Source organism: Serpentinicella alkaliphila (assembly GCF_018141405.1).
Classification (GTDB): domain Bacteria; phylum Bacillota; class Clostridia; order Peptostreptococcales; family Natronincolaceae; genus Serpentinicella; species Serpentinicella alkaliphila.
Genome location: NZ_CP058648.1, coordinates 1818476 through 1835830 on the forward strand (window position 1 = coordinate 1818476; position 17355 = coordinate 1835830).

Here is a 17355-nt window from a genome sequence, read left to right on the forward strand (position 1 = left end):
ATGAGTAGAGTAGAGGCTATTTTAAATGAATTAATGAGTATTGCTAGTAACCCTAAAAAAGCAATGGAAGATTTTAAAGCAGAAACTGGAAAAGGCGCAGTAGGTGTAATGCCTGTATACGCTCCAGAGGAATTAATTCATGCAGCTGGATTCCTACCTATCGGTATCTGGGGTGGAAAAAGAAGCGTATCTAAAGCTAGAGCATATTTACCAGCATTTGCCTGTTCAATCATGCAAATCGTAATGGAAATGCAAATAGAAGGTGTATACGATGATTTACAAGCAGTATTATTCTCAGTTCCATGTGATACATTAAAGTGTCTAAGCCAAAAATGGAAAGGAACTTCAGAAACCATCGTATTTACACATCCACAAAATAGAGGATTAGAATCTGCTAACAAATTCTTAGTTACAGAATACCAAATAGTAAAAGAGAAGTTAGAGAAAATATTAGGAACAGAAATTACTAACGAAGCATTAACAAACAGTATAGAAGTGTACAACGAAAACCGTCGTGCAATGAGAGAATTCTCAGACCTAGTATCTAGCTATCCTCAAACATTAGACCCAGTAAAACGTCATGCAGTAGTAAAAGCAAGATGGTTTATGGAAAAATCTAAGCACACTGCATTAGTTAAAGAATTAATGGCAGAATTAAAACAACAACCAACAGAAGAAATCACAGGTAAAAAAGTTGTTTTAACAGGTATCTTAGCAGAGCCAAATGGAATCTTAGAAATCTTCAAAGAGAACGGATTCACTGTAGTAGCAGACGATTTAGCACAAGAGTCAAGACAATTTAGACATGACGTTCCAGAAGGTGACGACCCAATGCTAAGATTAGCAAAATGGTGGCAAGATCTTGAAGGATGTTCATTAGCAACAGATGTTCACAAAACAAGAGGACCAATGTTAATGGATATGGTTAAAAAATATGATGCAGATGCAGTAGTAGTATGTATGATGAAATTCTGTGATCCAGAAGAGTTCGATTACCCAATCTACTATATGCAGTTTGAAGAAGCAGGAGTTAAGAGCTTATATCTAGAAATAGATATGGAAGCAACTTCATTTGAGCAAATTAAAACAAGAGTACAAAGTTTTGCTGAAATGGGTTTAGTAACTAACTAATATAAAAAATATGAATAAATATATGGCTTAAGATAATACTATCTTGAGCCATATATTTTATAAAATTCAAAAATAATCACTTTCAGTTAAAATTTTCACCAAATTCAATTATTTTTATCTTTCATATTTATAAAATATAGTATAAAATCAATTATGAGAGTATTAAATGACAATGCTATTAGTATGTCATTAAGTAATAAGCGTAAAAATTTAAAACCTTCTTTATTTTCTGTAAAATTTGTACATTATTGTACAATGGAAATATAAGTGTTATAATATCATTAATATGTGATTTAAAAGTAAGAAGATCGATGAATTTCTGTAGTTATTGGACAGACCGCCTGTCCACTACAGGGGTGGGTCTATATAGTATGCTAGGAAGGAGATCAAAGTTTATGCTTACGATGGGAATCGATATTGGTTCTGCATCTTCTAAAGTAGTTATATTAGAAGATGGTGTAAAAATTATTGCTGCAGAAGTTATACAAATTGGAACTGGATCATCAGGACCAAAGAGAGTAATTAGTCAAGCACTTGAAAGTGCAGGATTAACTATTGAAGATATGGACAGAATTGTAGCGACTGGCTATGGAAGATTTGCAATTGAAGAAGCTCATAAACAAATAAGTGAGATTAGTTGTCACGCTAAGGGAATAGCGTTTTTAGTGCCAACTGCTAGAACAATCATCGACATAGGTGGACAAGATGCAAAGGCCATTAGACTTGATAGTAATGGTGGCGTTAAGCAGTTCTTTATGAATGATAAGTGTGCAGCTGGAACTGGACGTTTCTTAGATGTAATGGCTAGGGTACTAGAAGTAGAGCTTGAAGAAATGCAAGATTATGATGCTAGAGCTACAGAAGTAGCTACTGTAAGTAGTACTTGTACTGTATTTGCAGAATCTGAGGTAATATCACAATTATCTAAGAATGTAGCAAAAGAAAATATAATAGCTGGGGTTCATCAATCCGTAGCAGCAAAGGCCTGTGGTCTAGCATATAGAACAGGACTAGAAGAAGATATAGTTATGTGTGGTGGAGTTGCAAAAAATGCAGGGGTAGTTAGAGCTATCAGTAGAGAGCTTAAAAAACCTGTAACTATAGCGCCAAACCCACAAATAACAGGGGCTCTTGGAGCTGCACTATTTGCTTATGAACAATTGATTAAAGAAAGTCAATAGTCAATTAATATAAAAAAAGGGGGATTATGAAATGACTGAAAATATGAATGCAAAACAAATGTTAGCGTATTATCAGGAAAAGTTAGACGAAGAAGCAAGACAAGCCAAGAAAGAAGGTAAACTTGTTTGTTGGTCAGCGTCAGTAGCTCCACCAGAGTTTTGTGTAACTATGGATATCGCTATGGTATACCCAGAGACACATGCAGCTGGTATTGGTGCAAGAAAAGGTGCACTAGACATGTTAGACGTAGCAGATAGAAAAGGATACAACCTAGACATCTGTTCATATGCAAGAGTAAACCTTGGATTCATGGAATTATTAAAGCAAGAAGCTTTATTAGGAGAAACTCCAGACGTACTAGCAAAATCTCCAGCAGCTAGAGTACCACTTCCAGATCTAGTAATTACTTGTAACAACATTTGTAACACATTATTAAAATGGTATGAAAACATTGCAGTAGAGTTAAACATCCCATGTATCGTGATAGACGTACCATTTAACCATACAATGCCAATTCCTCAATATGCAAAAGACTATATAGCAGATCAATTTAGAGAAGCAATTGCTATGTTAGAAGATATAACTGGGAAACCATTTGATTATGATAAATTTAGAGAAGTTCAAGAGCAAACTCAAAGATCAGTAGCTCAATGGAACAGACTTGCATCAATGTTAACTCATAAGCCATCTCCATTAAACGGTTTTGACTTATTCAGCTTCATGGCATTAATCGTTTGTGCAAGAAGTAGAAGCTATGCAGAAGAGACTTTCAAAAAATTTGCTGATGAGTTAGAAGAAAACTTAGCAAACGGAGTATATGCATTTAAAGGCGATGAAAAGACTCGTGTAACTTGGGAAGGTATTGCAGTATGGCCACATTTAGGACATACTTTCAAAACATTAAAAAACCAAGGTTCAATCATGACAGGTTCAGCTTATCCAGGACTATGGAACCTATCTTATGAAGTAGGCGACATGAGTTCTATGGCTGAAGCATATACAAGAATCTACATTAATACTTGTATAGATAATAAAGTTAAAGTTCTTAGCGATATTATCGATAAAGGACAATGTGATGGAATAGTATACCACTTAAATAGAAGTTGTAAGTTAATGAGTTTCTTAAACGTAGAAACAGGAGAAAGATTACAACAACAAAATGGACTACCATACGTAAGCTTTGATGGAGACCAAACAGATCCTCGTAACTTCGCTCCGGCACAGTTCGATACACGTGTTCAAGCATTAGCAGAAATGATGGATGAGGAGGGTAAATAATATGAGTAGAGTAGAGGCTATTTTAAATGAATTAATGAGTATTGCTAGTAACCCTAAAAAAGCAATGGAAGATTTTAAAGCAGAAACTGGAAAAGGCGCAGTAGGTGTAATGCCTGTATACGCTCCAGAGGAATTAATTTATGCAGCTGGATTCCTACCTATCGGTATCTGGGGTGGAAAAAGAAGCGTATCTAAAGCTAGAGCATATTTACCAGCATTTGCCTGTTCAATCATGCAAATCGTAATGGAAATGCAAATAGAAGGTGTATACGATGATTTACAAGCAGTATTATTCTCAGTTCCATGTGATACATTAAAGTGTCTAAGCCAAAAATGGAAAGGAACTTCAGAAACCATCGTATTTACACATCCACAAAATAGAGGATTAGAATCTGCTAACAAATTCTTAGTTACAGAATACCAAATAGTAAAAGAGAAGTTAGAGAAAATATTAGGAACAGAAATTACTAACGAAGCATTAACAAACAGTATAGAAGTGTACAACGAAAACCGTCGTGCAATGAGAGAATTCTCAGACTTAGTAAATAGCTACCCTAAAACATTAGACCCAGTAACACGTCATGCAGTAATTAAATCAAGATGGTTTATGGAAAAATCTAAGCACACTGCATTAGTTAAAGAATTAATGGCAGAATTAAAACAACAACCAACAGAAGAAATCACAGGTAAAAAAGTTGTTTTAACAGGTATCGTAGCTGAGCCATACGGAATCTTAGAAATCTTCAAAGAGAACGGCTTCACTGTAGTAGCAGACGATTTAGCACAAGAGTCAAGACAATTTAGACATGACGTTCCAGAAGGTGACGACCCAATGCTAAGATTAGCAAAATGGTGGCAAGATCTTGAAGGATGTTCATTAGCAACAGATGTTCACAAAACAAGAGGACCAATGTTAATGGATATGGTTAAAAAATATGATGCAGATGCAGTAGTAGTATGTATGATGAAATTCTGTGATCCAGAAGAGTTCGATTACCCAATCTACTATATGCAGTTTGAAGAAGCAGGAGTTAAGAGCTTATATCTAGAAGTAGATATGGAAGCAACTTCATTTGAGCAAATTAAAACAAGAGTACAAAGTTTTGCTGAGATGGAATAGTTATTAAGACCTAAGGAATTGACTAGATATAATTAAAAATTTAAACCGCATTAAAGTTAAAACTTTGGTGCGGTTTAAGTACTATAATTTGGTTTATAGTTTTTATATTTATTTTTATAGTTTTTATAAGTGCTATTAGACTTTGTAAAAGGTCTATACTGGGGGGATTAAATGAAAAGTACAAAAAGCTATGGACTAATAATAAAAGAGTTACTAGAAGTAACTGATACAAAATTTACAGTTTTAGCCAAAGCAGTAGGTTATGATATATCATACATCAGTAAATGGTGTAACAATATTAAAATTCCTTCCACTAAAAACATTGAAACTGTTAATGCAAAGCTATCTTTGTTTTTCTCTGATGAAATCATAAAACAAGGTAAAACTGGTGAAATATATAAGCTATTTGAAATATCAGACCCCTTAGATGAATCGAATAAAGATCTTTTGTATGAACAGATATATAGCATACTAGAAAATGGATATAAAAACTCTAAATCAGATTTATGTCAAAAAAGTGAGAAAAATTTAGAAGACAATAAGGTAGTCGTTGGTAACAAGAATGTTATTTTTTGTTTAACTGAATTAATAAAAAATACAATTCAAAATTCGACACAATGTATTGATTTCATTTCGACATTGGATATATGTAAAATTGCGCATCAGTTAGATCTTGATATTATTGAGGAATTTAAATCTAACGATATTCGTATTAATGCTAAGGTTGGCTTTGATATGAATGAGTTTGAAAGTAAGACGGATTACTATATACCAAGAGTATATTTTTTACTAAATGAATTTTTAAATATTGATTTCGACCTATATGATAATAAAGAAATTGATAAATTAAATATTATAGCAATAAGAGACAAGTTTGCTGTTTTATGTTCTTTAGATATAGATGGGATGATTGAAGTAGCAACTATTGTAACAGATATAGATACAGTTAATGGTATTTATGATCATACTAATGCCAAATTTAAAACGGAAAATATATTAGTAAAATCCGCAGAATTTTTAGGAATGGATAAGGGTGGGTACAGAACAGAGTTCTACTCAAATGATGAATTTCAATTTCTTTCAACAAGAGGGTTTGAATTCTTACTACCTTCAGATATAATAACCGAAATAATTAATGAAGCCCATAGGCAAGGTTTTAATGAGGATATGGATTTATTAATAAGAAAGATTCAAATTACTTGGGAAGAGGTTTTTGAAAAAAGTAAGATTAATTTTATTATATTAAAATCAGCTCTTATGAAATATATTGAGGATGGGGAAATTTTCTATGCTGAGGTAAGCTATAACCTTTCCCCTGAACAAAGAAAAATACATGCTCAAAATGTAATAGAATGTATGAGAAACAATAATGATATTAAGTTTACTATTTTGGATGATGAACTATTGAATTATAAGGCTAACCTATTTAAACTATCTGTCTATGTAAACAATAAAAAGATTTTCCTTAAGAAAAACTTCAAATCAATGTCACATTCCTCAAATCCACTTTATTATACAATTATTAATGATAAGCTGGTTCGATATATAAACGATTATCTAATATCCTTGAGAGATAAAGATTATTGTTCGGAGTTTGATGTCAATGCAACTGAAAAAATTGTTGAAAAATATGGAACCATGTATTTAAGATTATTAGATGCACAAAATAGAAAAAAAGTCAGTAATATATAATAAGTATAATTAGCCCCTTACATTAATAATATTTGTGAGGGGTTTTAAGTTTTTGAACTATAAATAAAAAACATATTGAATACCATAGGGGGGTATGGTATATTATAGGTGAGGGAGTTGATAATATGAAAAATACTACTAAAACGCTACAAGTAAATGGGATGACTTGTACAGCTTGCGCTAATGCTGTAGAAAGAAACCTTAATAAACTTGATGGAGTAGAATACGCAAACGTTAATTTTGCAACTGAAAAACTTACGATCTCATTTGATGAAGATATAGTTACTAAAGAAGATATATTTAAACGAGTAGAAAAATTAGGATATAGCTTACAAGAGGAAGATTCACTAAGGGAAATAACTATACCTATATCTGGTATGACTTGTTCAGCTTGTGCAATTGCCGTCGAAAAAGCATTAAATAAGTTGAATGGTATTGAAAGCTCTTCGGTGAATTTTGCAACAGAAAAAGTATTTATAAATTACGATAGTAGCATTGTACGAATATCTAAAATAAAGCAGGTAATTGAAAAGGCCGGTTACAAGCCCTTAGAAATAGAAACGGAAATTAGTATTGATAAGGAAAAGGAGAGAAGAGAAAAGGAGATAAAATCTCTTTGGACAAAATTCATTATTTCATTGATATTCACAAGCCCTCTATTTTATATATCAATGGGTCATATGCTCGGAGCACCACTTCCTAGTTTTTTTGACCCTCATATTAATGATATTAACTTTGCATTAGCTCAACTAATTTTAACTATACCAGTTATGTTAGTAGGATACCGTTTCTATACAGTTGGTTTTACAAACCTATTCAAAGGTTCCCCTAATATGGACTCTTTAATTGCCATAGGAACTAGTGCAGCTTTCATATACGGGGTTTATGCATTAATTGAAATTATTGGTGGCAATCACTCCATGGTTATGGAGCTATATTTTGAAACAGCTGCAGTGATTATTACACTAATTTTACTTGGCAAATACCTGGAAACAGTATCAAAGGGAAAAACATCAGAGGCAATAAAACAGCTTATGGGACTTCAACCTAAAACAGCAATAGTTATTCAAGATGGCAAGGAAATTATATTACCAATAGAAGAAGTAGAAGTTGGTGATATACTTGTGGCTAAACCTGGAGAAAGAATTCCTGTTGATGGTGTTGTAATTGAAGGCTATACTTCAGTTGATGAATCAATGCTGACCGGTGAAAGTATCCCCGTAGAGAAGAAACCAGGTGATAAAATAATTGGGGGCAGCATAAATAAAAATGGTTCAGTAAATTTTGAAGCAACTAAAGTGGGAAAAGACACTGCTCTATCTCAAATAATTAAACTTGTAGAGGATGCTCAAGGATCAAAGGCACCAATAGCTAAAATGGTAGATATTATTTCAGGTTACTTTGTACCCATTGTTATTGGAATCGCGGTGATTTCAACATTATTATGGCTATTAACAGGGCATTCCATAACTTTTGCTCTAACAATATTTATTTCTGTATTAGTAATCGCATGTCCTTGTGCATTAGGCTTAGCTACACCTACAGCTATAATGGTAGGTACAGGTAAAGGTGCGGAAAACGGAGTATTGATTAAAGGTGGAGAATCACTTGAGACTGCCCATAAAATTGAAACGATAGTGTTTGATAAAACTGGAACTATAACAGAGGGAAAACCCAAGGTTACAGATATAATTGTTAAAGATGAAATAACTGAAGAAGAAATTCTCATACTTTCAGCTTCGGCAGAAAAAGGCTCTGAGCATCCATTGGGTGAAGCAATTGTTAAAGCTGCCCAGGAAAGAAATTTAGAACATAAAAAAGTAGATAGTTTTAAAGCAATACCGGGACATGGAATTGAGGTAAGTATTGATAATAAGTTGGTGCTCCTGGGAAATAAAAAATTAATGAATGAAAGAAATATTGAAATAGATTTACAACAAGAGTCTGATAGGTTGGCAAGTGAAGGAAAAACACCGATGTATATATCAATAAACGGTAGGTTAGTTGGAATAATTGCAGTAGCCGATGTAGTAAAAGAAAGTAGCATAAGGGCAATTAAGAAGCTACATGAAATTGGCATTGAAGTAGCAATGATAACTGGAGATAATAGAAGGACTGCTGAAGCAATTGCAAGACAAGTTGGCATAGATATTGTTTTAGCTGAAGTACTTCCTGAGGATAAGGCAATGGAAGTTAAGAAGTTACAAGAATCAGGTAAAAAGGTTGCGATGGTAGGTGACGGAATAAATGATGCACCTGCTCTTGCTCAAGCTGATGTGGGTATGGCAATTGGGTCTGGAACAGACGTGGCAATGGAGTCAGCAGATATTGTTTTAATGAGAAGTGATTTAATGGACGTAGTTACAGCTATACAATTAAGTAAGAAAACCATAAATAATATAAAGCAAAACCTGTTTTGGGCATTTGCATATAATACAGCAGGGATACCTTTGGCAGCAGGGTTACTCCATGTACTCGGTGGGCCCTTGTTAAATCCAATGTTTGCAGCTGGGGCTATGGCATTAAGCTCAGTATCTGTTGTAAGTAATGCCTTAAGATTACGTAGGTTTAAGCCTTATCACTAGGTAATTATATTCGTCAAATAATGAAAAACCAAAAAGTTAGTTGTAGAAAAATTGTATGAAGTTGTAGAAATTTAATAATACTAGAGTTAATGGATAAAATATACCTTGAAATATGATAGTCCTATTGGTGTTAAAACAATAGGACTATTTTATGTACATAATTAATTAATGAGATTTGATATCATATTGAATTAAATCTATTCATATGGTATAATATCAAATATTAGTACCAAGTAATAAAACTAGTTAACAAATTAACAAAACTTATAAATATATGTGCTAATTATTAAATTAGGGAGGCATTATTAATGGATGTAAAGGATATAAAAGACTTGATTTTAACAATAGATAAAACAAGTGTTGAAAGCGTAGAAATCGAAAAAGGTGATTTTGTAATTAGAGTAAGCAAAAAATCAAAAATTGAAAGTAATACTACACAGAAGATAAATGAAGCCATTACCTTAGATAAGGTTAAAGAAGTTAATAGAGAGTTAGAAGTAGGCAACGAAGATAATGCAAAATACATACAAGAAATTGAAGACCTTCATATCATAAAATCACCTATGGTAGGTACATTTTATGGAGCTCCAAGTCCTGACTCAGCACCTTTTGTAAAGGTAGGAGACAAGGTAGAAAAGGGTCAGACTTTATGTATTGTTGAAGCAATGAAGATGATGAATGAAATAAAAAGTGATATAGCTGGTGAGATCGTTGAAATATTAGCGGAGGCTGAGGATATAGTTGAATATGGGCAACCCCTAATGAGAATCAGGAGGTAGTAAAGAATGTTCAAAAAAGTACTCATTGCAAATAGAGGGGAAATAGCCCTTAGAATTATTAGAGCGTGTAAGGATATGGGTATCCATACGGTTGCTGTATATTCAGAAATAGACGAAGATTCAGTTCATGTTCATTTCGCTGATGAATCTATTTGTATAGGACCAGGGCCTTCTAAAAAAAGTTACTTAAATATAGATAGTATAATTACTGCTGCGTTAGTTACGAAGTGTGAAGCAATACATCCTGGCTATGGTTTCCTATCAGAGAATTCGAAATTTGTAGAAGCGTGTATAGCAAATGATATAAAATTTATTGGACCATCAGCTCATCATATGGAGAAAATGGGGAATAAATCTGAAGCTAGGAGAACGATGATAGAAGCAGGAGTACCAGTTGTGCCAGGTTCCCCTGGCTCTACAAATAATGCTGAAGAAGCCTTTGAAGTAGCTAAGGAGATTGGATTCCCAGTTATAATCAAAGCTGCCAGTGGTGGTGGCGGTAGAGGTATGAGAATCGTCTATTTAGAAAATGAGTTTATTGAAAAATTCAATATGGCTAAGTCAGAGTCCGCTGTCGCATTTAATGACGACTCTATGTATGTAGAGAAGTTTGTAGAGGAGCCTAGACATATAGAATTTCAAATATTAGCAGATGAATATGGCAATGTAATTCATTTAGGTGAAAGAGACTGTTCAATTCAAAGAAAAAATCAAAAGGTTTTAGAAGAAGCTCCATGTACAATAATGAGTCAAGAACTTCGAAATAAAATGGGTGAAATGGCAGTTCGTGCAGCAAAAGCAGTTAATTATGTTAATGCTGGAACGATTGAGTTTTTATTAGATAAACATAATAATTTCTATTTCATTGAAATGAATACAAGAATACAAGTAGAGCATCCAGTTACTGAAATGACTACAGGAATAGATTTAATAAAAGAGCAAATAAAAGTAGCATATGGGGAAAGATTGAGTGTAACCAGCGAGGAATTAACAATTAATGGACACTCAATTGAATGTAGGATAAATGCAGAAGACCCATCAGAAAACTTTAGGCCGTCTCCTGGTTTAATTGAAGTGTATTTTCCACCAGGTGGTTATGGTGTAAGGATAGATAGTCATATATATAGTGGTTATGTTATTCCGCCTACATATGATTCAATGATAGGTAAGCTAATAGTTTGGGGAAAAGATAGGACTGAGGCTATTGACAGGATGAAGAGAGCTCTTAGCGAGCTTGTAATAACAGGGGTAGACACAAATATTGAGTTTCAAAGAGAAATATTAAGCAATGAAAAATTTGTTGAAAATAAAATAGATACTTCTTTTATAGAAAAAGAAATTCTAAAAGGTTAAGTAAGGGAGTGTGTATATGCTAAAGGATCTCTTTAGTAAAAAACAATATGTAACAATAAATTTACCCGAAAAGCAGAGAACAATTTTACCGAGTGAAAGCTATAAACAAACAATTGCTAAAACACCTCAAGAAGAAAAGGCTAAAAGGCTTGGGGCTAGGGATAGAATCAATGAGATAATCGATCAAAACACTTTTAATGAGTATGATTTAGATTTGAAAACGGCTAATCCATTAGACTTTCCAGAGTATGCTGAAAAAGTTGCTACTGCCACTGAGTATTCTAACGAGTCAGAGGCTGTAATAACAGGAGAAGGTAAAATAAACGGTTATAATTGTGTTATATGTGTTATGGATCCAAACTTTATGATGGGAAGTATGGGTTCAGTTGTTGGTGAAAAAATTACAAGAGCAGTAGAAAAAGCAATCGAAAAAAGGTTCCCTGTTATTATTTTTTCAGCATCCGGTGGGGCTAGAATGCAAGAGGGTATAATATCTTTAATGCAAATGGCTAAAACCTCTGCTGCTATAGCAAGACTATCAGAAGAAGGGTTACTATATGTTTCTGTTTTAACTGACCCTACAACTGGAGGAGTTATTGCTAGTTTTGCTATGTTAGGAGACATAATCATTGCGGAACCAGGTGCCCTTATTGGATTTGCTGGACCAAGGGTAATCGAACAAACAATTAGACAAAAACTTCCGGAAGGCTTCCAAAGGGCTGAATTTTTAAAGGAAAAGGGATTTGTAGACAAAATTGTTCCTAGAAATGAAATGAAAAAAATATTATCTAAAATATTAAAAATCCACAGTCCGGGTGGTGAAATAAATGAATAGCAATTTAGAATTTGAGAAACCAATTAGAGAACTAGAAAATAAAATAAATGAGCTTAAAGGGTTTGCAAAGGATAATAGCTTAGATTTAACTCATGAAATAGATATATTATCTAATAAGCTAGAAAATATGAAACGAGAAGTTTATGAAAATCTAAGCCCTTGGCAAAAAGTTAAGCTAGCTCGTCTACAAGAAAGACCAACTTCCCTTGATTATATTAAAAAGCTTATAACTGATTTTACTCAATTACATGGTGATAGATATTTTGGTAATGATAGAGCCATAATAGCTGGTATTGGTATGTTTGAGGGTATTCCTGTAACTGTTATTGGGCAACAAAAAGGGAAAGATTTAGATGAAAACATTAGAAGAAACTTTGGAATGCCTCATCCAGAAGGTTATAGAAAAGCCCTAAGACTTATGGAACAGGCTGCAAAGTTCAATAGACCGATAATTACTTTCGTTGATACTCCAGGGGCGTATCCTGGTTTAGGCGCAGAGGAAAGAGGTCAAGGAGAGGCTATTGCCGTAAATCTTATGACGATGAGTAGATTAAAAACTCCTATTATTTCTGTTGTTATAGGTGAAGGTGGAAGTGGTGGTGCTTTAGCTTTAGGCGTGGCAGATAGAGTGTGTATGCTTGAAAATTCAATATACTCTGTAATATCACCAGAAGGCCTTTCAAGTATTCTATGGAAAGATTCAAATCTTGCACCAGTTGCAGCGGATATAATGAAACTTACAGCACAAGACCTAATGTCTTTAAAAGTTATAGATACTATAATTAAGGAGCCTTTAGGTGGAGCCCATAAGGATTTAGATATAACTGCAAATAATATGAAGCAATACATTCTAGGTGAATTAAAAGAACTTAGAAAATTAACTCATAATGAGTTATTAGATAGAAGATACAAAAAACTTAGAAGTATAGGTGTATACGAACAAGTATAAAATTATGTCTAGAAGCCTTGGAAAATACAAAATAATGTATTTACAGGGCTTTTTTTTATTTTAAAGATAAATAATTGTCTCTAAGAGTTGATAAATTTTTGAAATGGGAATACAATATCATTAAACGATATATCGCGAAGCGATATATCGGGAGCTGTACTAATATAATAGTTAAATATACTAATAAATAGAAGTGAGGTTTTAATCATGTTTGGGAATAAATCCGTGAAAAAGTATTTGCCATTAACAGAAGCTTGGTACTACATATTACTTTCCTTAGTCGAAACTCGTCATGGTTATGGAATTATGCAGTATGTGGAACGTATTAGTAATGGACGGGTGAAAATTGGACCAGGGACATTATATGGAGCATTATCTAAAATGGAAAAGGAAGAGCTAATAGTTATGGTATTAGATGATGATAAGAGAAAAAGCTATGAATTAAGCAAACAAGGGAAAAAAATACTTTATTATGAGATTGAAAGATTAAAAGAGCTTTTATTAAATGGTGAACTAATTTTTACAAGTATACAGGAGGATTTCAATGATTAATAAAAATTATAAATCAATTTGGAAAGTTTTCTTTGTGTGTGGCAGGATGATTTAGAGGAGAAGTGGCTTAGAAACATGTCACTATCAGGATGGCATCTGGTTGGAATAAGTTCACTAATTAAATATCATTTTGTAAAGGGAGATCCTGAGAATTATAATTATAAACTTGATTTTGTATATGTGTCTGACACAGAAGATTATATCGACATATTTGAAAACGCAGGATGGGAGTATATAGATAAAATGTTTATTTGGCGTTATTTTAGAAAACATGCTAAAGCTTCTGAAACTGAAGAGATATATACGGATAATCAATCAAAAATAGATAGAAATAAATCTATTATAAAGATGTTATATGGAGCCTTACTAATAAATATAGTGCCTTCATCTGTGTTTATATTTAATTACTTATTTAAGCATGATGGAATACAAAATGTAACAATATTAAATGTTCTAGCAAGCATTGTACTCGGGTATGCTATATATAAAATCAAAAACAAAATGAAATACTAAAACAAAATGAAATACTAAAACAATAATAACTATGCTCCTTATTTAAACAGATGTTAGATTACTGTTAATAAAGAGCATTTTTTAATTATTAAAGTTAATAAATCCTTTAGATAAGCAATGATTAGAGTAAGTGTCTAATAGTGTCATTTTAAATTGCCTACATTACATAATATGACAACTTTCTGAGAAAGATATATAGTAAATAAAAAAATTCAAGAGGTGGATTTATGTACAAGAAAAGTATACTCATCTTAATATTTATAATTACATTAACTACATACGGATGTGCAAATAGACGGGAAATGCCACGAGAGCAGTCTCCAGGACAACGGGTTGAACAACAAAGGGAAGATCGTTTGGCTAAATCAGATCAAGAAGCAGTTGAGGAAAATATTAATGGGTATAATCTTCAAGACGATTTAAAGATAACAAGAGAAGAAGGATCTGAAATATCTTATATCAATCAAGAACAGAAGGATGAGCTTATTAATGGCCTAGGACCAAAGGAGAATAACACAATATTAGAGGAGTTTAGGTCATCTCTACCTGTGGGAATAAATAATGCAATAGATTACTTTAAATATAATATTTCTTTTGACTACTTTCTAATTACTGCGGAGGAAGGTTCCACAATTAGAGAAACACCTACTGATGAATCAGCTGCAGTAACAGCAAAGGAGAGTTTAGAAAAAGTTTCCCTACTACACAGGGTAGAAGGAGAAGAATTAGAAGGTTCAAATATATGGTATAGAGTAGCCTTTGAAAATCAAGGGAGTGTTAATGAGGGATATATACACTCTTCAATGGGAACCCCTAGAAATTTTAGATTTGATAGTATGAAGCAAGCAATAGATGAATTAAATGAACAACTAGGTCAAGGTCCATTGCATTTTATTAGTAACTATAAAAATGAAAACGGTACTCCACCTCAACGAGGTGATGCAGCAATAGATGAATTTGGTTACAGAGTTTATCACAGTGCCCCCGCATATGATGAAGCTAACACTGAAAGTAACTATAGGTATATACCTGATGGAATGCTAGTTAGAATTCTTGATGAAACAGGTGATTTTTACCATATAGATGCGCCTACTTTTGGAAGGGGTTATTATGTTCCAAAACAGTATATAGATCCTAATGTGACTTTAAGAGAACTGACTCATGTGGTAGTAATCGATAGAAGTCAGCAAAATCAAGGAGCCTTTGAAGTTGAGGATAATGGTTTAAATCTAGTGTCATACACATTTTCAACAACAGGTATACCAGGGGAATTTTCCTATGAGACAACGCTAGGAAGCTATAAAGCAATTCAAAAAAGAGATCGATTTGAGTATTTAAAAAGTGGAACTCAGGAAATTGCAGGATATGCACCCTTTGCAATCAGATTTACTGGTGGGGCATATATTCATGGTGTACCAGTTGCTTACGAAGAAGTAGAAGGAGAGATGGTAGACCCAGGCTTTATTGAGTATCTGCATACGATAGGTACATTTCCCAGATCTAATATGTGTGTCAGAAATTTTACTAGCCATGCAGAGTTTTTATACAATTGGATGAATGTGAGAAATGGAGCAGTAATAGTGATAGAATAAGTTAAGATTAGTATATAAAAGATTATGAGGAAGAAGTAGTTCTCTCTACTTCTTTTTTCATTGACAAATAATACATTATTCATTATATTTTAATGGTTGAGTTTTTTAAGAAGGATAGGTAGGTGATAAAATATGTTTTCGTTTTTCACTACTGGAGTATGTGCAAAACAAATAATTTTTTCAATTGAAGACGGAATAATTGATAAGGTATCCTTTAATGGCGGATGCTCTGGAAATCTTATAGGAGTTAGTCGTTTAGTAGAGGGAATGAAAGTGGAAGAAGCAATTAATAAGCTACAGGGTATCAAATGTGGTAGTCGTAATACTTCTTGTCCAGATCAATTAGCTACTGCTTTACAAATAAGCTTAAAAAAGCAAGCGGGATAGGTTTGGAAACTCCTTTCAATAATCATTAAAGAAAGGAGTTTATACTTTTAAAGAATCAATGAATTCCAGAGTGAATTGATTTACTGCATTAGGATTATCTAGATTAGTACAATGATGCGCATTTAGAATAATCCTTAATTCCGTATTAGAGATTTTTGTATATAATAGGGGCTGCTGAAAATTAGTTATTATATCATGGTCACCTATTAATAAAAGGGTTGGACATTTTACTTTATGTAGCTCATCCTTACTTTCCATGCGAGTAACCGCAGACCAAATTCTATGCCAATTTTCTTTAGGCATTTTAGAAAAAGTATTATATACATATGCAAAGGTAGAAGGATTTTGTTTCGATAACATTTTAGCTAGTATAAAAGCATTTGTTTTCATAGGTAGAAATTTGCTAGATAAACTATTAATCTGTATAAATAACTTTTGGTTTAAACTAATGGAGTTACTACATGGAGTACCTATTAGAATAAGCCCTTTAACTCTATAGGGTATTTCAATAGCAGTCCTTAGTGATATATGTCCACCCATTGATAGACCACATAATATGGCTTTTTTTATACTAAGGTGATTCATAAGGGCTATTAAATCTAATATGAAATCATCAGGGTTTATTGGACCCTTAGGCAATGAAGATTGGCCATGACCACGAACATCCCAGGATACAACCTTGTAATCCTTCTTAAAGAAGTTTACCTGCTTAACCCATTGTTTATGGTCCCAGGATGCCCCATGAGTAAATATTATTGGATGACCTTCTCCAGTAACCTCATAAAATAGCATTGTATCATTTCTATAAAATATTGGCATAATATCCCCCGAAAGTTGTTTATTTGCTGTTAAGAATCTATAAATATATTATTAATAGATCAATAGGGTAATATTTAAGTGAATACTGGAAAATATAACAAATAGCGGTGTAATACAATTTTAATGAGTAAAAAGATATATAAAATATATAAAAATAATTATAAAGATTTTGGGAGGGAAGTATATGATAAAAGCCTACTTAGTTGGAATAGGAACACCTTATGAAAATGAGGATATAACCGTTCGTTATCGTGTATTAAAAGATGAAAGTATAATACTTGAAAAAGACCTTTTAATGGATTATAGTAAGCCTTTAATTGTGAGCCATACTGCATTATTAACTCTAATGAGGGATTTGGAGAAATTAGATGAGAATGATATATTAATCATCATAAATGATGCTGCTCTATTTGAGCAGATTAGAGGTACGTCAACAACTAAAAATAGAGATGTATTAAAGATGGCGAGAATAGTCAAAGAGACACTAAATAGAACGAAAAAGACAATAAAGTTTAAGGATGTAAGTGGTAACCAAGCGGATTTTATAGAATGGAATGAGAAATTAAAATTTTAACTAAAGGGTTAGGG

Annotated in this window: 16 protein-coding genes; 15 read left to right on the forward strand and 1 reads right to left on the reverse strand. The window is 32.9% G+C overall.

Annotated features, from left to right (window positions below; genetic code table 11):
- From HZR23_RS09115 to HZR23_RS09180, 14 genes are all read left to right on the forward strand, one after another.
- Entirely contained in the window at window positions 1-1131 is a 1131-nt protein-coding gene (locus HZR23_RS09115) for a 2-hydroxyacyl-CoA dehydratase subunit D (protein WP_213050202.1), read from the forward strand.
- Window positions 1132-1502: 371 nt separating this feature from the next.
- The gene (locus tag HZR23_RS09120; protein ID WP_330571521.1) at window positions 1503-2312 is read left to right on the forward strand and encodes an acyl-CoA dehydratase activase; all 810 of its coding nucleotides are present in this window, start codon (window positions 1503-1505) and stop codon (window positions 2310-2312) included.
- A gap of 31 nt (window positions 2313-2343) precedes the next feature.
- Complete coding sequence (locus HZR23_RS09125) at window positions 2344-3591, forward strand: 2-hydroxyacyl-CoA dehydratase subunit D (protein WP_213050203.1); 1248 nt, start codon at window positions 2344-2346, stop codon at window positions 3589-3591.
- A 1-nt stretch (window position 3592) separates the two neighbouring features.
- Window positions 3593-4711: a 2-hydroxyacyl-CoA dehydratase subunit D gene (locus HZR23_RS09130; protein WP_213050204.1), complete on the forward strand. Its 1119-nt coding sequence runs from the start codon at window positions 3593-3595 to the stop codon at window positions 4709-4711.
- A 171-nt stretch (window positions 4712-4882) separates the two neighbouring features.
- Window positions 4883-6403: a hypothetical protein gene (locus HZR23_RS09135; RefSeq protein WP_132848628.1), complete on the forward strand. Its 1521-nt coding sequence runs from the start codon at window positions 4883-4885 to the stop codon at window positions 6401-6403.
- Between the two features lie 125 nt (window positions 6404-6528).
- On the forward strand, window positions 6529-8988 hold the full coding sequence (locus HZR23_RS09140; RefSeq protein ID WP_132848629.1) for a heavy metal translocating P-type ATPase: 2460 nt from the start codon (window positions 6529-6531) through the stop codon (window positions 8986-8988).
- Between the two features lie 308 nt (window positions 8989-9296).
- Window positions 9297-9767: an acetyl-CoA carboxylase biotin carboxyl carrier protein gene (accB, locus tag HZR23_RS09145; protein ID WP_132848630.1), complete on the forward strand. Its 471-nt coding sequence runs from the start codon at window positions 9297-9299 to the stop codon at window positions 9765-9767.
- Between the two features lie 6 nt (window positions 9768-9773).
- Window positions 9774-11120 carry an acetyl-CoA carboxylase biotin carboxylase subunit gene (locus HZR23_RS09150; protein ID WP_132848631.1) on the forward strand — a complete coding sequence of 449 codons (1347 nt, stop codon included), beginning with the start codon at window positions 9774-9776 and terminating at the stop codon, window positions 11118-11120.
- Between the two features lie 16 nt (window positions 11121-11136).
- Window positions 11137-11955 (forward strand): acetyl-CoA carboxylase, carboxyltransferase subunit beta, encoded by an 819-nt coding sequence (accD, locus tag HZR23_RS09155; RefSeq protein WP_132848632.1) that lies wholly within the window; start codon window positions 11137-11139, stop codon window positions 11953-11955.
- The gene (locus tag HZR23_RS09160; RefSeq protein WP_132848633.1) at window positions 11948-12904 is read left to right on the forward strand and encodes an acetyl-CoA carboxylase carboxyltransferase subunit alpha; all 957 of its coding nucleotides are present in this window, start codon (window positions 11948-11950) and stop codon (window positions 12902-12904) included. The genes accD and HZR23_RS09160 overlap by 8 nt, the downstream gene beginning before the upstream one ends.
- Before the next feature lie 207 nt (window positions 12905-13111).
- A complete protein-coding gene (locus tag HZR23_RS09165; protein ID WP_132848634.1) occupies window positions 13112-13456 on the forward strand; it encodes a PadR family transcriptional regulator in 345 nt (114 codons plus the stop codon).
- An 18-nt stretch (window positions 13457-13474) separates the two neighbouring features.
- Entirely contained in the window at window positions 13475-13969 is a 495-nt protein-coding gene (locus tag HZR23_RS09170) for a DUF2812 domain-containing protein (protein ID WP_165913692.1), read from the forward strand.
- 227 nt (window positions 13970-14196) lie between these two features.
- Entirely contained in the window at window positions 14197-15561 is a 1365-nt protein-coding gene (locus HZR23_RS09175) for a L,D-transpeptidase (protein ID WP_132848636.1), read from the forward strand.
- Between the two features lie 132 nt (window positions 15562-15693).
- Window positions 15694-15948: a TIGR03905 family TSCPD domain-containing protein gene (locus tag HZR23_RS09180; RefSeq protein ID WP_132848637.1), complete on the forward strand. Its 255-nt coding sequence runs from the start codon at window positions 15694-15696 to the stop codon at window positions 15946-15948.
- Window positions 15949-15987: 39 nt separating this feature from the next.
- Here the strand turns inward: HZR23_RS09180 and HZR23_RS09185 are convergent, their stop codons facing one another.
- Window positions 15988-16767 (reverse strand): alpha/beta fold hydrolase, encoded by a 780-nt coding sequence (locus HZR23_RS09185; protein WP_132848638.1) that lies wholly within the window; start codon window positions 16765-16767, stop codon window positions 15988-15990.
- A 184-nt stretch (window positions 16768-16951) separates the two neighbouring features.
- Here HZR23_RS09185 and HZR23_RS09190 point away from each other — a divergent pair, with 184 nt between their 5' ends.
- The gene (locus HZR23_RS09190; RefSeq protein WP_132848639.1) at window positions 16952-17341 is read left to right on the forward strand and encodes a hypothetical protein; all 390 of its coding nucleotides are present in this window, start codon (window positions 16952-16954) and stop codon (window positions 17339-17341) included.
- Window positions 17342-17355: the final 14 nt, after the last annotated feature.

Coding starts and splice junctions, on each gene's coding strand:
- HZR23_RS09115 (WP_213050202.1), top strand. CDS start 1: ATGAGTAGAGTAGAGGCTATTTTAAATGAATTAATGAGTATTGCTAGT.
- HZR23_RS09120 (WP_330571521.1), top strand. CDS start 1,503: ATGCTAGGAAGGAGATCAAAGTTTATGCTTACGATGGGAATCGATATT.
- HZR23_RS09125 (WP_213050203.1), top strand. CDS start 2,344: ATGACTGAAAATATGAATGCAAAACAAATGTTAGCGTATTATCAGGAA.
- HZR23_RS09130 (WP_213050204.1), top strand. CDS start 3,593: ATGAGTAGAGTAGAGGCTATTTTAAATGAATTAATGAGTATTGCTAGT.
- HZR23_RS09135 (WP_132848628.1), top strand. CDS start 4,883: ATGAAAAGTACAAAAAGCTATGGACTAATAATAAAAGAGTTACTAGAA.
- HZR23_RS09140 (WP_132848629.1), top strand. CDS start 6,529: ATGAAAAATACTACTAAAACGCTACAAGTAAATGGGATGACTTGTACA.
- accB (WP_132848630.1), top strand. CDS start 9,297: ATGGATGTAAAGGATATAAAAGACTTGATTTTAACAATAGATAAAACA.
- HZR23_RS09150 (WP_132848631.1), top strand. CDS start 9,774: ATGTTCAAAAAAGTACTCATTGCAAATAGAGGGGAAATAGCCCTTAGA.
- accD (WP_132848632.1), top strand. CDS start 11,137: ATGCTAAAGGATCTCTTTAGTAAAAAACAATATGTAACAATAAATTTA.
- HZR23_RS09160 (WP_132848633.1), top strand. CDS start 11,948: ATGAATAGCAATTTAGAATTTGAGAAACCAATTAGAGAACTAGAAAAT.
- HZR23_RS09165 (WP_132848634.1), top strand. CDS start 13,112: ATGTTTGGGAATAAATCCGTGAAAAAGTATTTGCCATTAACAGAAGCT.
- HZR23_RS09175 (WP_132848636.1), top strand. CDS start 14,197: ATGTACAAGAAAAGTATACTCATCTTAATATTTATAATTACATTAACT.
- HZR23_RS09180 (WP_132848637.1), top strand. CDS start 15,694: ATGTTTTCGTTTTTCACTACTGGAGTATGTGCAAAACAAATAATTTTT.
- HZR23_RS09185 (WP_132848638.1), bottom strand. CDS start 16,767: ATGCCAATATTTTATAGAAATGATACAATGCTATTTTATGAGGTTACT.
- HZR23_RS09190 (WP_132848639.1), top strand. CDS start 16,952: ATGATAAAAGCCTACTTAGTTGGAATAGGAACACCTTATGAAAATGAG.